Here is a 14,377-nt window from a genome sequence, read left to right on the forward strand (position 1 = left end):
GTCATTGTTGAAGACGGCCAATCTCGTCTCGGACGATAGCTCGGATATCTTCATCCGGCAGGTCGTGTTCTGTCGGGACCTCCAGCTCTGGGAGCGGCTCCAGTTCCTCGACGGCAGCCTGGAGGCGACCATCCTCCGCCTCGGCGTGGAAATAGAGATTGCGACGGTCGTCGTGGAGGTTCCGCAGCGTCGACTCGGCAATCGGGGTTCCATCGGCGGCTTCGGCGTAGGTGGAGCCCAGTTCGACGCGTTCGAGGGCCCGCCGGACTGTCAGGAACTCGTCTGCATTGATCTGGAGGTATCCACCCTCAACCGCGAAGCCAGCTGGTGGTCGTCCCGTCCACTGACCAGCAGCCTGTGCGGCGTCGATGCCAGACTGAATCCGTCTGAGTTTTTGCTTGTGCTCGACGCGTGCGAGGTCGCCCATCACGCCAGCGATGAGTTGGCTGACTGCGCGGTCGACCAAGTCATCGTCGAGGCTGATCTCCAGGCCGACTTCTAGGTCTCGGACGCCGGTTTCGTTGGTGAGGCAGAACTCCAAGAACTCGTGTATCTCGCCGGCACCGAGACGCGATAGCCGCGAGAGTTCGTGTACCACGACGACGTCCAGGACGTCGCTCTCGATATCCTCGCGAAGACGCTGGTACTCCTCGCCCCGACCTGTGTCAGTGCCGCTGATGATGTCGGCGTACGCGTGAATCTCTGGATCGTCGTAGCTGTCCTCGACGGATTCCCGGAGCTCATCGAGTTGTCGTTGTGGATCCTGATCGGCTGTGGAAACACGGGCGTAGATACCGATATCGGACACACTTCCTGCGGCGGCCGGCTCGTATATAGAACACACTCACTTTTTACTGGGGCGCAGAAAGCAGCACCTTCTACAAAAACTCACAGTAGACATTTTAGGAAAAACACTACGTGAAAAATCACAATCTTAAATATGGCTTTCCTTTTGTTAAATTAACGTTTCTATGGACGCCTGTTGAGTAGAGTTTCACTCAGAAATATCATTGTTTCTTCTTGTCGTGTTGTGCGTACTTGTGTCTCCCGTCAGGTCCGGACCCGGTAATCGGGCTACACTACTACAGTGATGAATAAAATTGTGGTATTTTTATATTGTAGCCGACTATAATTTAAACATTCCTTATTTTCCTCAGCGGCAGTGCAACAGTGTTCCAGCAGTTAGCGATTGACTCAGCTGTTGAATGTATGGAAAGCCTGAATAATTGGTATTTAAAATGTAATGATAACAGTGAATATAGTTAGGATACTTGACGCCATCTCGTTTACTACTGTCCAAGCCGCAGCGATACTGTTCGGCGTTATTTGGGCTATAGTTAATTTTTGTACATATGCTCCGATTTTCCAATTGGCGTATGGTCGCCTGGCATCTAAGCTCGGTAGGACAACCCGACTAGACACCGTCGCTCCGGCGGACGTTCCACAGTCAGAGTGGCCCAGCGTGGACGTGTTTATTCCGGCCTATGAGGAGGCAGATGTCATCGAACAGGCCATCCGGAGTACGGTCAATTCGGCGTATCCCAACGAGTTGCTTCAGGTGACGGTCCTAACCGAGCATGACGACGACGCGACAAACAAGGTTGTCTCCGAACTGTTGACCACATACGATTTTGTCCACCGAATCGTCCCCTCGGAGTACCCCGGCACGCCGAACAAGCCCCGTGCGCTGAATTACGGGTTTGAGTTTTCAGACGCTGCAGTTGTCGGTGTCGTCGACGCAGAGGATGTCGTCGATGACGGGCTCATTCGGGCGGCGGCGGTCGAAGTCAGTGCCGGCCCTTGGCTTTCTGCAGTGAGCGAGACGCCAAAGCGGGAGCCACGCCGGCTCGAATCCGGCCGTGGCTCTCTCACCGCCCGTCGAGGAACGCGGTCGCACTCTCGCGGCCGGTTGCGAGTAGTTCCTCGATGAACGCGCGGTCACGGTCGACTTTCGTCGTCGAGTCGAACCGCTGGTCCATCTGGATGCGGTGGATGTCCGTGTGGGTGAACTGGTCGGCGGGGAGGTACCCCTCGTCTATCCAGTCGTTGACGCGTTCGATGAACTTCACCTCCTGATTGAGGGAGATGTTGCCCGAGAGTTCGTTCCGGCGGTCCGCGATTTCCTCCAGCGTCGTCGGCTCACCCGCGGACTGCTGGGGGTTGATCTGGATGACCCAGAGTTCGTCGGGTTTGCGCTCGGGGGGAACGTGCATCAGGTCGTCGATGGGGGGGTTCTGTGAGAACAGACCGTCCCAGTGGAGGTGGCCGTTGATTTCGACGGCGCGGAAGAGGTTCGGCACCGCGGCCGAGGCCAGCACCGCTTCCGTGGTGACGTCTTCGTTGGTGAACGTCTCGAACTCGCCGGCGTTGACGTTGACGGTGCCGACGACGAGTTCGGGGGCGTCGGTCCCACAGAGGTCCGGGATGGTCTCGAAGTCGATGTGGCGTTCGAGGATGCGTGCGATGTGGCGTTGGCCCCACGAGTCGGGTAACTGGTAGGGGCTGACCTGCGGGAGGGCGACGCCGCTACTCTCTAGGCGGGCGTACGTCGTCAGCCACGCGTTGAGCGTCCGGTCTTGCCACCCGTCGGCGGCGAGGTCTTCCCAGAGCGCGTCGAGGGTCCGGATGGCTTTCTCGGCATCGCCGGTGACGAGGCCGAACCACGTCGCGAGGGCGTTGAACGCACCGCCGGAGGTGCCGCTGATGCCGACGAGTTCGTACTCCGCGTCGTCCCACCACGCCAGAATCTCCTGTAACACGCCCGCGGTGAAGGCGGTGTGGCTGCCCCCGCCCTGACAGGCGATGGCGACGTTCGTCACGCCGTCGCCGTCCGCATCGCTCGTCGCGGTGCCGTCCGTGGCGTCACTCATCGGTGTATCACTCGTAGGTGTGGGTGTAGCCGCCGTCGAACAGGAGGTCGCCGCCGTTGAGATGCTGGGCGTACTGCGAGAAGCCGAACGTGAAGAGGTTCGCCACGTCCGCGGGGATCATCATCTCCTTGGTGCGGGCCTGTCCGAGCATCACGTCCTCGACGACTGCCTGCTCGGAGATGCCGCGCTCCGCAGCGGTGTCCTGAATCTGGTTGACCATCAGCGGGGTCAAGACGTACCCGACCGAGACCGAAAAGCCACGGAGCGTGCCGTCGCCCTCGGCGGCGATGGACCGGGTGAGGCCGGTGAGACCGTGCTTGGCCGTGATGTACGCTGCCTTGTCGCGGGTCGCGTAGTGGCCGTGGACCGACGACATGTTGCCGATTGCACCGCCGCCGCTGGCCTCGCGGATGTGGGGCATCACTTCCTGTGCGACTTTGAACGGCGCGCGGAGCATTACGTCGGTCAGCAGGTCGTACTTCTCCATCGGGAACTCGGGGATGCTCGCGATGTGTTGCATCCCGGCGATGTTGGCGGCGAAACGGACAGTTCCCTCCTCGGCAGCGGCCGCGACCATCGCCGCCACGTCGTCGTCGTCGGTCAGGTCCGTCTCGACGGTGTGGACGGGACCGTCCGCGCCCACGTCCGCGGCGATGGTGGCAGTCTCGTCGAGGCCGTCGGCGTCGATGTCGGCACCGACGACGGTGAGGCCGTTGGCCGCCAGTCCGACGGCCGTCGCCCGCCCGATGCCCGAGGCCGCCCCGGTCACGATGGCGACGGAGTCGGTGTCGAAGTGTGGGTCCTCGAGGACTAACAGGTCCTCGCGCGTCAGGTCTGGTGCTTCGAGGTCGAACTCCTCAGTCATGGCTCGCGTACACAGTCGGACGCCGGGGCATTAAGCACACCACACGCCCGTTCGGGGCGTTACTTCTGGGTGACCGAGTTACCATGTGGTTCGGTAACATATTTTATTCTACGGCGACAATTCCCTGATGTCTGGTACCCCTACCCAGGCGGTGTCAATCCATGTCCCCGAACACCTACGACGCCGACGGTCGGTTTCCGACGGCTGGGCCTGACTCCGAGACGTACGAGCGGTATCGGTGCAAGCGAACTGAGGACGGTGGCGTCTGCATCTACGACAGCGATACCGGACACGGGGACCGATGGATACGGGCGTCCGAGGCGATATCGCTCGCGGAGTATCGATGACTCCGGTCAAGACAACGACGACACCGCACTGCCGGCGTCCGCTCGTCGACGCGTCGCCGGCGTTCGGCTTCCGGTAGCGACGGCTCCGGCCAAGTCACCCGCCAGCGTTCTCGACTGTCGGGAACTGGCTGTTACATTTATTTCCGGTACTGGAAGATACCCTCATGTAGAGGTGACCGAACATGTCCACACGCACACTAGAGGCTGAACTCTTCGGCCGCGAGACGCGCTTTGATTACTCCGAACACTGGGTCGGATACGCCCTCGTGGGCCTCCGGCTGGTGATGGGATGGGTGTTCCTCCAGGCCGGCATCACCAAACTGTTGACGCCGGGCGGTTGGACGGCTGCTGGGTTCCTCGAAAACGCCGTCCCCGAAGGGAACCCGTTCGGCGGCCTGTGGGCCGCCATGGCCGGGTCGCCGTTCGTCGATATGTTGGTCGTGTGGGGGCAGGTCCTCCTGGGACTCGTCCTCATCCTCGGTGTCGTCGTTCGCCTCGCGGCGTTCTTCGGGGCACTCCAGATGGTACTGTTCTGGGCGGCGCACCTCCAAGGCGGCCTGATGGCCGGACTCCCCATCGAACACGGGTTCTTCGTCAGTAGTCACATCGTCTACGCACTCCTGTTGTTCGGCCTCGGGGCGTTCGGTGCCGGCCGCATCCTCGGGTTGGACCGGTGGCTCGAAGACACCGAGTTCGTCCAGAACCACCCGCGCCTCCGGTTGTTCCTCGGCTGAGATGCCGACCAACCGGGCCGCGGCCCCGGTCAACACTTAAGTGTCGGTACGTTGTAGTGTGGTACAGTGTAACGTACGATGGTCCAGTCCACGCTACTCGCGAGTACGCTCCTGATGGGCCTGTTGCTCGCGGCGACAGTGGTCGCGGTTCGGTCGTTCGGGCCGCGACGGACCCACGCAGTGCCTGCCACGAACGAGGGGGCGGCGACGCTCCGGCGCGTCGCCGGGAGTCCCGTCGCGTGGACGGTCACCTTCCTCGCGCTATCCGCCGTCGGCGTCGCGGGCGTGTTGCTGTTCGTCACCGGTGGGTCTCTCCTGCCGTCCGTCCCCGGTCTGGGTCTGTGGCTGGTCGGCGTCCTCGCCGGCGTAGTCCTGTTGTACCTCGTCTGGGGTGTGTATCACGCCGTCCGCTACCGGGGGCTTCACCGCCCGGCGGCACTGGCGGCGGCGGCGTGGATGGTGGGGATGCTCGTCGTCGCCGTCGTCTCGTTGCGACTGCGTGACGTGCTGTGAGGGGTCGCCGGTCAGTTTATCCGGCCACGCCGTGTCATCGCCGCTGAGATGCGCCGCTCCGTCGCCGCCCCCCTCGCTTGCTGTGTGCTCGCGGGACTCTCGCGACCGGTGGCCGCACACGCCGGGTCGCTGAGCGGTACCTTCCGTTCCGCCCCGATTCCGTCGTGGCTGGTCACGGTGACTGGGGCCAGCGTCATCGGGGCGTCGTTCCTCCTGACGAGTTTTCTGACCGACCACGATGCGATCCGTGCACTCAACGACCGTGGGCTGACGCTCCCACCAGCCCCGACGCTCCGGCGGTGCCTCACGCGAGCGACCCGTGTCGGCGGCGTCGTCACCCTCCTCGCCGTCCTCGTCGTCGCGTTCGCCGGCCCCGACGCCGGGAGCGCGAACGCTGCTGTCCTGTTCGTCTGGGCCGGGTGGTGGGCCGGCTACACGATGTCGGTGTATCTGGTGGCGAACACGTGGCCCGCCATCGACCCGTGGCGAACGCTCGCTCGCCTCGGGCCGAACGGGGTCGTCGACTACCCCGACCGCCTCGGGCCGTGGCCGGCGGTCGCCGGACTACTCGTCCTCGTGTTCGTCGAGGTGGTGACGCCCGTCGCCTCCGCACCACGTCTGCTGGGGGCGGTCGTCCTCACGTACACCGTCGTCGCACTCGCTGGAGCTACCTTCGTGGGTATCGACGGGTGGTTCGGAAACGTCGACCCCATCGCGGCCGTCTTTCGGTATTACGGCCGTCTCGCACCCCTCCAGTGGGCCGGCGACGGGGTTTCTCTCCGCACACCTGGAGCACAACTCACGAAGGAAACAAGCCCCGAACCTGCCGCCGGAACTGCGTTCGTCGTCGCGCTGCTGTGGGTGACCACGTTCGACGGCGTCGTCACGACGCCCGCGTGGGAGTCCCTCGTCGGCCCCGTCGTCCGTGCGGGTGTCCCCGCACTCGCGGTGTACGCGGTAGCCATGTTCGCGGGCTTCGTGCTCTTTCTCGCCGTCTACCGTGGCGTCGCCCGGTGGGCGCGTCGCACGGCCGACACCTACGTCTCTGCGCGCTACCTCGCGGGGTGGTTCGCGCCCGCCCTGCTCCCCATCGCGGCGGGGTATCACCTCGCGCACTTTCTGGGGTACTTCCTGAGCCTCGCGCCGTCGCTTCTGGCCGTCCTCGGCCAGCCGTTCACCCCACCCACGACCGTGCCAGTCGCCGTCCTGCCGGGGTGGTTCGGTGGCCTCCAACTCGCCCTCGTCGTCGGTGGCCACCTCCTCGCGGTCTGGGTCGCACACAGTCGCTCGTTCGAGGTGTTCACCGGCCACATCCAGCCGCTGCGGAGTCAGTACCCCTTCCTCGCCGCGATGGTGTGCTACACGGCGACGAGCATGTGGATAGTGTCTCAACCGTTCACCGAACCCCCGTTCCTATGACCGAGACACCGACACCCGAGACTCGCGTCCCCGCCGACGAGACGCCCGCGCGCTGTCCGTACTGTGGCCGGCCGTTCCCGCGTGAACGGTTGCGCGACGTACATCTCGGGGAGTGCCACCGCGATACTCTGACCGACGACGAACGGACGGCAGTGGCGGCGGCCGTCGACGACGAACGCGACGACCTGTTCGTCTACCACCTCAAGGTCGTGGGCGCGCTCGTGGCCACCTACGCCGCCCTGTTCGTCCTCTATCTCGTCGTGTTGAGCCTACAGGCCGGCGGGTGACGGCGGTCAGAGGATGGAGTAGGAGGCGGCCATCGTCAGCGCGAGTGCCGCGCCCACGCCGATGAGATAGAGATAGGTCAGCGACCGCGGTTCCCAACGGAGGTGCTGGTAGTAGCCCGCGACGACGACGGCCTTGGCGACGGACAGCACGATAATAACCCCGAACGCCAACCAGTAGGCCGAATCGAGCAGGTCCGTGAACATCTCCAGTCCCGCCTGCACCGTGGCGAGGACGAACAGGACCACGTATATCGCCGCGTAGAGTTTCGTTCGGGTCATTGTCACAGGATGTAGAACAGCGGGAACAGGAACAGCCACACGATGTCCACGAAGTGCCAGTACAACCCGAACAACTCGATGGGTTCGTCGTCGCCGAGGTAGGCTCCGTTCCACGCCCGGACTATCATGTACCCCGCGATGACCAGCCCGATGGTGACGTGCAGGCCGTGCAACCCCGTCGTCAGGTAGAACGTCGAAGACGCGACGTTCGTGGTCAGCCCCCAGCCGTTCGGGAACGCCTCCGTGCTGATGTGGAACAGGTGGTCCCACTCGATGCCCTTGTTGATTAGGAAGCCGACGCCCAACGCTACCGTCGCCACGAGGCTGGCGACGACACCCGCCCGGCTCTCACGCCGGGCGAACACCATCGCCAGCACGACGGCGAAACTGCTGGTCAACAGCAGGTAGGTGTTGACGAGTCCCGGCATCACGACGTGTTCCGCCGGGACGAGGGCGTGGTGCCAGTGGGTCCACCCCTCGGCGACCCGGAGGAAGACGAACGAGCCGATGAACGCGCCGAACAGCACCACGTCCGAGGCCAGGAATACCCACACGCCGAGTTTCGTGTTGTCCACGCCGGCGAAGGGCCACGACTCGCCGAACGGCCCCTCGGGTCCGGCGAACCGCTCGCGGGTCAGGCCCAAAAGCGTCGCGCCGAGGGCGAGGAACCCGCCGAGTGCCACCACGAAGTACGTGGGTTGGATGGTCGTCAGCCCCAGCGACTCGAACACGCCGAGACTCGTCGGAACTGTTTCCGGGTCACCCGACGTGATGCCCGAGAGACCGACCAAGAGGACGAACGACGCGACGCTGATGGCGAACGGCCAGACGCTCGCGTGGCTCTCGACGTGGTCCGCGTGGTCGTCGTAGGCGTCGACGACGCCGCTGTCGGTCGCTTCGCCCCCGTCCGCGGCGGCCGTCGCGCTCCCGTCCGAGTGGAAGGAGAGTCTCCCCTCCGCGTAACTCGGAATCCCGGGGAAGTTCTCCAGCGGCGGGGGCGAGGGGACGGCCCACTCGGCCGTTCGGGAGAACCGCCACGGGTTGTCCGCGGCGTCCTCGCCCGCCACGAGGCTGACGAAGAGGTTGTAGAACATCACGAGGAAGGAGGCCCCGAGGACGAACGCGCCGACCGTCGCCAGTTGGTGCCACCCGGTGAAGGCGGGGTCGTACTGGAACACGCGGCGCGGCGTCTGCCACGCGAGGAACATCGGGAAGTACAGCAGGTTGAACCCGACGAAGTACATGGCGAAGTGGACCTTCCCGAGGACCTCGTCGTACATCTTGCCCGTGACTTTCGGGAACCAGTAGTAGAGGCCGCCGAACAGGGCCGTCGCGCCGCCGACCATCACGTAGTGGAAGTGCGCGACGACCCAGTAGGTCCCCCGGAATTCGTAGTCGAGCACCACCGCGCCGAGGAACACGCCGGTGATGCCCCCGATGATGAACAGGACCAGCGCGCCGAAGGCGAACAGGAACGGCGTCGAAAAGCGGATGCGGCCCTTTATCATGGTGTAGATGAGCGAGAAGACCATCAGGTCGAACGGCAGCGAGATGCCGATGGTCGTCGCCATGAACAGCGTCTTGATTTCGAGGTTGATGGCCGTCAGGAACATGTGGTGCATCCAGACGACGAAACTCTGGAGCGCGACCAGCACCATCGCGAGGATGAACCACTTGCGTCCCACGAGGCGGCGGCCGGTGAACGTCTGGAACACCTCGGCCATCACGCCCAGCGCGGGGAAGAACACGATGTACACCTCGGGGTGGCCGAAAAACCAGAACAGGTGCGTCCACAGCAGGGACCCGCCGACTTCGGTGGTGAAGTAGGTGGTCCCGAGCAGGCGGTCGGCCGAGAGAATCAGCAGGGCGGCCAGCAGCGCGGCGAAGGCGAAAAGCATCATCCACACCGTCAGCAGGATTGTCCAACTGAAGATGGGCATCCGCCGGAGGGTCAGCCCCTCGGCGCGCATGCGGTGCATCGTCGTGATGAAGTTCACCCCCGACACCGTGACGGAGACGACGAACAGGAGCAGGGCGAACACCGCCGTCGTCGCACCCACCTCGGGCGTGAACGCGGGGACGTTCAGTGGCGCGTACAGCGTCCACCCGCCCGAGAACGTCGCCTCTTGGAAGAACGAAACGCCGAACAGCAGTCCCGCAGCGAGGTACAGCCAGTACGAGAGGGCGTTCAGGCGGGGGAACGCGAGGTCCTTCGCGCCCAACTGGAGCGGCACGAGGTAGTTCGCCAGCCCGAAGGCGAACGGCGAGATGAAGAAAAACACCATCAACAGGCCGTGGGCCGAAACCGCCTGATTGTACGCCAGCGCGCCCATGATGCCCTCGCCGGGCGCGCGCGGTGCCAGCAGCTGGACCCGCATCAGGAGTGCCAACACGCCGCCGAAGACGAAGAAAAACAGCGAGGTGACCAGATAGAGGACGCCGATGTCCTTGTGGTTGGTCGTGACGAACCACCGCTTGAGCTGTTCCTTCCCGGGGAACTCGTGACTGTGGTCGTCCGCTTCGGATGCCGGCAGGTCCCCCGCGACGTGTCCGCCGTCGGCTTCCTGTGGACGGCCACCGTCGGCCGCGACGCCGGCCACGTCGTCGCCGCTCGGTGCCCCCCCGTCGGTCGGGTCGGTGTCCTCGGGCATGTCAGGGCGTCACCTCCGGGCGGACCGCCGCCGTCGACTCGGTTTCACTCGTCTCAGTGTCGTTCGCGGCCGTCGTGTTCGCGTACCACGTCTCGTACTCCGACGGCGGCATGACTTCGACGGGGGCAGTCATGTAGGAGTGGCCGGCCCCGCACAGTTCGTAGCACTTGGCCGTGTAGGTGCCCGTCTCCTCGGCGATGAACCACGTTCGCGTCGTCATCCCCGGGATGGCGTCGGTCTTGACCGTGAACGCCGGGATGCCGAAGTTGTGGAACACGTCCGTCGCGGTGACGTTCAGCCAGACGCGTCTGTCCGCCGGGACGCGCAACGTCGAGGACCCGTGGCCGTTCGGGTAGACGAACCGCCACCCGAACCGGAATCCCTCGACTCGGACCGTCACCGGGTCCGACTGTGCCGCCTGCCCGCCGTCTGTCGCCGCGGCCTGTCCCCCGTCTTGGACCGCCGCCTGTGCGTTCGCGGGCGTCCCGGACTCGACGTACAGCAACATCGCGTACGTCCAGAGGACGAGCGAGATGACGATTATCGCACTCAGGGCGAACGAGAGCGCGAGTTTCCGCCCTTTCCCGCCGCCCTCGGGTAACTCACCGAGCGTCGGCCGGTCTTCCTCGGACGCTACCGCCGAGCCGTCGTCCCGGTACTTGTAGGCGTTGTACAGCATGTAGCCGACGACGACGACACCGACGAGCGTCCCGAGGACGAGAAACACCTCGTAGATGCTCTCGAACACCTCCACGCGGGTCCCCCTGGGCAACAACCCACCGAGTTGTCCGGGCACCGGGGCGAGTGGTTCTGTCCCCGTCACAATGTTGCGCGTTATCTATTGCCATGGTACTTATTCATTTGGGGGTTATTGACATTATTGGGCCGAACATGTGGGGAAGATTTTATGCGAAGCACGTGGTACTAACACACATGGCAGACAATGACACACAGACCGGAGCGACGGAGGAACTCGGCCCCGAAGTCGGGTCGGAGGTCGCCGAACCGGATTTCGACCACTTCGCCGGTATCCTCACCGACGGCCTCATCGGTGCGGTCGGAGGCCTCGTCGGGACGGCCGCGATGACGGTGGGGCTGTTCATCGCTTCGGCACTGAACGCCTTCGACATGGCGACGTTCGCCCTGCTGGCCGAACTCACGGGCCTCGGTGCTGTCGTTCCCATCAGCCCGCTCGCGCTGGGGTACCTCATCTTCCTCGCTGGCGGGATGGTGACGTGGCCGCTGTTGTTCGCCTCCATCGGCTCGTACCTCCCGGGCGAGAAGTTCGCCACGAAGGGCCTGCCGTACGGGTTCGTCCTCTGGACCGGGTTCGTGCTGGCCTTCTCCGAGGGCATCGCCGCCGGGTTGCCGACGCTGGTGCTGTACGCCGTCCTCACCCTCGTCGCCCACCTCGCGTACGGATTCTCTCTCGGGTCCGTGTTCGATTACCTCTCCGACCGGCCCGACACGCTGGTCTGAGGACCCGAACCCACAAGTCCGGGCCGCCCCGACGGGCTGTCGATGGCGTCCCGTCGCCGGTCACCCCTGTCTCCCCACTCGCTCCTCGTCCTCGCCAGCGTCGCCGTCGTCCTCCTCGTGGCGGCCGCCGGTGTCGCCGCCGCCCACGGGAACCACGCCACTGCCACGCCGCAAGTCTCCGCGAACGGCTCCGTCGTCGTCGAGGAAGCCGTGGTCGCCGAATCGGCCCACCTCGTTCTCCGGGCAGACGATGGGGGCTCACCCGGGCGCGTCCTCGGGTCCCGCCCGCTCGACAGGGGCCGCCACACTGGCGTCCGCGTGCAGTTCGATTCCGACGCGTGGGACCGAGTGACCGGCAACACGACGGTGTGGGCCGTCCTCCACGCCGACGACGGCGACGGCGAGTTCGACCCCGAGACGGACAGCATGTTGCTGAGGCTCGGTGAGCCGGCCGGTGACCGGTTCCCACTCCGGACGGGCGACGCGCCGGTGACCGTCGTCACGGCCGGCGCCGGCGACGCCGCGGACGGCATCCCGGTCGCCGCCACGAGTCTCGCCCGTCCGGGACACCTCGCCGTCTACCCGGCCGCGAACGGGACGGACGGTGACCCGCTCGGGTCGCTGTCGCTCTCGGCTGGCCACCACACCGACGTGACCGTGCCGCTGGACCGACGACCGAACGGGTCGGTGGTCGTCGCGGTCCACGCCGACGACGGCGACGGCGAGTTCGACCCCACCGCGGACCCGCCGGTCCGGGTCGCCGGGAACCCGGTCGCCAGCCGGTACGACCCGACTGCGCGCCAGTCGGTCAGCATCACCACTCCGACGCCGGGTGAGGCACCCGGACGAACCACGACGGACGCGACGGGCGGCGGGTTCGGTGTCGGCCTCGGGTTCCTCGCACTCCTCGCCCTCGCCGCCGTCGTCCGGGACCGGTGACGAGCAAACAGAACGGTCTTTTGTCCCGGGCGGCTACCTCGAACCCATGACCGGACGGTGCGAGGTGAGTCGATGACCGACCTCGACGACTCGCTCCCCCGCAGACAGTTCCTGAAGGCCGCCGTCGCGGCCGGCGGCGCGAGCGCGCTGAGCGCGTGTCTCGACGCCGCACCGCGCTCGGCCGACCCCGTTCCCGCCGGCGTCGACGACCCGGCGACCCTCCCCGACCGTCAGCACGCGTGGAACGACCACGTGCGGACGGACGCCGACGGCAACACCAGCCTCCCCCGTCACCAGACGCTCCTGTACCTCACCCTCGACGGGACGGGGCCGCCCGGTGCGGGTGACCGCGAAACCGTCGAGGCGGCCCTCGCCACCCTCGACCGGGCCTACGAGCGGAGCAACGAGGGCCTCGTCTACTCGATGGCCTACTCCCCGTCGTACTTCGAGCGGTTCGACGCCGCCCTGCCCGACGAAATCGACCTCCCACAGCCACGCCGCCTGTCGGGGTTCGAGACGCCGACGCTCGACACCCAAGACGCCCTGCTCCACCTCGCCAGCGACCGCGCCGACGTGGTGCTCGAAGCCGAGGCGGCCGTCGTGGGCGACCGGAGCGAGGCCAACGGCGTCGGCGTGGACGCGAAACTGACCGACGCGATGACCGTCGACGACCGTCGGACGGGGTTCGTCGGCCCCGGGATGCCCGCCGAGCGACAGGACGTGGCGGGTATCCCCGACTCCAACCCCGTCCCCGAGGCGTCCCCGCTGTTCATGGGCTTCGAGGCGGGCTTTCGCGGCAATCAGGCCACAGAGGAGTACGTCACCATCGACGCGGGGCCGTTCGCGGGCGGGACGACCAAACACGTCTCGAACCTCCGCCAGCGGCTCGACGACTGGTACGGCGAGCAGACCTTCGAGGAGCGGGTGATGGAGATGTTCAGCCCTGCCCACGCCGAGCAGGAACTAGTCTCCGGTGTCGGGGACAATCTCGGGAGCGACAGCGGCATCGACCAGTTCCTCGACTCCGAGACGATACGGGAGCACATCCGCGAACACGGCCGCGTCGGCCACGCACAGAAGGCCGCCCGCGCCAATCGCGACGCGGACGGTAACGTCCGCCTGCTCCGGCGGCACTTCGAGTCCACCGACGACGACGTGGCGAGCCTCCACTTCCCCTCGCTCCAGCGCGGCATCTCGGCCTTCGAGGCGGTCCGCGAGGCGATGAACGGCGCGGACCTCACCGACAACCCCGCCATCCGCCAGCGGGTCAACAACGGTATTCTCGAATACATCTTCGTCAAACACCGGGGGAACTTCCTCGTGCCGCCGCGTCGCCACCGCGCGCTCCCGACCCCGCGACCCGAGTGACGGCCGCCTCAACGGCGGAACGCTCCGCATCTGCTCGTCTCGTGGTGAAAAGCAACCGTTAAAACCGGGGCTACCGTCGCTCAGAATATGCAACGACGAGCCGCGGCGATTTACTTCGTCTTCTTCCTCGTCATCGGGGCGGGTGCCTTCGGGTACATGTCGGTCGCCGACGCCCAACGACCGACCGTGTCACTCGAAGACCCCGCCTACACGGTGTCGCAGGGTGAATCGTTCACAGTCGACGGCCGCGAGTACACCCTCGCCGAAATCACCGCCGAGTCGACCGAGGAGGGCGAAATCGAGCGAGGCGGCACTCTCGAATGGACCAACGAGTCGGGCGCGAACGCCACGACGGAGGAAGTCAACATCGCGAGCGGCGCGAACACGACGCTCAACGGCCAGACGTACTTGGCGTACATGCCCGACAACAGTACCGTCCAACTCACTGCCAACTACCAGAACTACGCCGCCGACCTCGACCGGCAGGCGTACTTCGCCGAGCGGATGAACGGCTTCTGGGGCGTGACAATCGTCGGCCTCTTCGCCGCCATCATCCTGCTCGCCGCCGCGTACCTGCCCGTCAAGGACTGAGAAGCCTCGTTTTCGACTCGCCGCCGATACCCCCA

The 14,377-nt window shown here is 65.4% G+C and carries 16 protein-coding genes; 10 read left to right on the plus strand and 6 right to left on the minus strand.

Features of this window, described 5'->3' with window-relative positions; all coding sequences use genetic code 11:
- Window position 1: 1 nt before the first annotated feature.
- Window positions 2-808: a recombinase family protein gene (locus MUG95_RS08790; protein WP_247005749.1), complete on the minus strand. Its 807-nt coding sequence runs from the start codon at window positions 806-808 to the stop codon at window positions 2-4.
- A gap of 435 nt (window positions 809-1,243) precedes the next feature.
- Here MUG95_RS08790 and MUG95_RS08795 point away from each other — a divergent pair, with 435 nt between their 5' ends.
- Window positions 1,244-1,930, plus strand: coding sequence for a glycosyltransferase family 2 protein (locus MUG95_RS08795; protein ID WP_247005751.1), 687 nt, complete (start codon window positions 1,244-1,246; stop codon window positions 1,928-1,930).
- Here MUG95_RS08795 and MUG95_RS08800 read toward each other — a convergent pair.
- Both MUG95_RS08800 and MUG95_RS08805 read right to left on the minus strand, forming a co-directional pair.
- Entirely contained in the window at window positions 1,869-2,870 is a 1,002-nt protein-coding gene (locus MUG95_RS08800) for a patatin-like phospholipase family protein (protein WP_247005752.1), read from the minus strand. The two genes, MUG95_RS08795 and MUG95_RS08800, sit on opposite strands and share 62 nt — an antisense overlap.
- A gap of 7 nt (window positions 2,871-2,877) precedes the next feature.
- Window positions 2,878-3,735: an SDR family oxidoreductase gene (locus MUG95_RS08805; RefSeq protein WP_247005753.1), complete on the minus strand. Its 858-nt coding sequence runs from the start codon at window positions 3,733-3,735 to the stop codon at window positions 2,878-2,880.
- Between the two features lie 161 nt (window positions 3,736-3,896).
- On the opposite strand from MUG95_RS08805, the gene MUG95_RS08810 reads away from it, so the two are divergent.
- The 5 genes from MUG95_RS08810 (at window position 3,897) to MUG95_RS08830 (ending at window position 7,035) form a co-directional block, all read left to right on the plus strand.
- Window positions 3,897-4,082 (plus strand): hypothetical protein, encoded by a 186-nt coding sequence (locus tag MUG95_RS08810; RefSeq protein WP_247005754.1) that lies wholly within the window; start codon window positions 3,897-3,899, stop codon window positions 4,080-4,082.
- A 182-nt stretch (window positions 4,083-4,264) separates the two neighbouring features.
- Window positions 4,265-4,816: a DoxX family membrane protein gene (locus MUG95_RS08815; RefSeq protein WP_247005755.1), complete on the plus strand. Its 552-nt coding sequence runs from the start codon at window positions 4,265-4,267 to the stop codon at window positions 4,814-4,816.
- A gap of 78 nt (window positions 4,817-4,894) precedes the next feature.
- Window positions 4,895-5,329, plus strand: a complete 435-nt coding sequence (locus MUG95_RS08820; protein ID WP_247005756.1) for a hypothetical protein — start codon at window positions 4,895-4,897, stop codon at window positions 5,327-5,329.
- Between the two features lie 48 nt (window positions 5,330-5,377).
- Window positions 5,378-6,748 carry a hypothetical protein gene (locus MUG95_RS08825; RefSeq protein WP_247005757.1) on the plus strand — a complete coding sequence of 457 codons (1,371 nt, stop codon included), beginning with the start codon at window positions 5,378-5,380 and terminating at the stop codon, window positions 6,746-6,748.
- Entirely contained in the window at window positions 6,745-7,035 is a 291-nt protein-coding gene (locus MUG95_RS08830; protein WP_247005759.1) for a DUF7410 domain-containing protein, read from the plus strand. Before MUG95_RS08825 ends, MUG95_RS08830 begins: the two co-directional genes overlap by 4 nt.
- Before the next feature lie 6 nt (window positions 7,036-7,041).
- Here the strand turns inward: MUG95_RS08830 and MUG95_RS08835 are convergent, their stop codons facing one another.
- The 3 genes from MUG95_RS08835 to coxB are packed head-to-tail and all read right to left on the minus strand — an operon-like array spanning window position 7,042 to window position 10,791.
- Entirely contained in the window at window positions 7,042-7,314 is a 273-nt protein-coding gene (locus MUG95_RS08835) for a cytochrome C oxidase subunit IV family protein (protein WP_247005761.1), read from the minus strand.
- A gap of 2 nt (window positions 7,315-7,316) precedes the next feature.
- Window positions 7,317-9,965, minus strand: coding sequence for a cbb3-type cytochrome c oxidase subunit I (locus MUG95_RS08840; protein WP_247005763.1), 2,649 nt, complete (start codon window positions 9,963-9,965; stop codon window positions 7,317-7,319).
- Window position 9,966: 1 nt separating this feature from the next.
- Complete coding sequence (coxB, locus tag MUG95_RS08845; RefSeq protein ID WP_372608200.1) at window positions 9,967-10,791, minus strand: cytochrome c oxidase subunit II; 825 nt, start codon at window positions 10,789-10,791, stop codon at window positions 9,967-9,969.
- A 107-nt stretch (window positions 10,792-10,898) separates the two neighbouring features.
- On the opposite strand from coxB, the gene MUG95_RS08850 reads away from it, so the two are divergent.
- The 4 genes from MUG95_RS08850 (at window position 10,899) to MUG95_RS08865 (ending at window position 14,342) form a co-directional block, all read left to right on the plus strand.
- Window positions 10,899-11,444 (plus strand): DUF6789 family protein, encoded by a 546-nt coding sequence (locus MUG95_RS08850; protein ID WP_247005765.1) that lies wholly within the window; start codon window positions 10,899-10,901, stop codon window positions 11,442-11,444.
- A 42-nt stretch (window positions 11,445-11,486) separates the two neighbouring features.
- Window positions 11,487-12,383 carry a DUF7282 domain-containing protein gene (locus MUG95_RS08855; protein ID WP_247005767.1) on the plus strand — a complete coding sequence of 299 codons (897 nt, stop codon included), beginning with the start codon at window positions 11,487-11,489 and terminating at the stop codon, window positions 12,381-12,383.
- Between the two features lie 72 nt (window positions 12,384-12,455).
- A complete protein-coding gene (locus MUG95_RS08860) occupies window positions 12,456-13,751 on the plus strand; it encodes a DUF7405 family protein (RefSeq protein ID WP_247005769.1) in 1,296 nt (431 codons plus the stop codon).
- Between the two features lie 87 nt (window positions 13,752-13,838).
- Entirely contained in the window at window positions 13,839-14,342 is a 504-nt protein-coding gene (locus MUG95_RS08865) for a DUF8231 family protein (RefSeq protein ID WP_247005771.1), read from the plus strand.
- Window positions 14,343-14,377 lie beyond the last annotated feature (35 nt).

Source organism: Halorientalis litorea (assembly GCF_023028225.1).
Lineage (GTDB): Archaea > Halobacteriota > Halobacteria > Halobacteriales > Haloarculaceae > Halorientalis > Halorientalis litorea.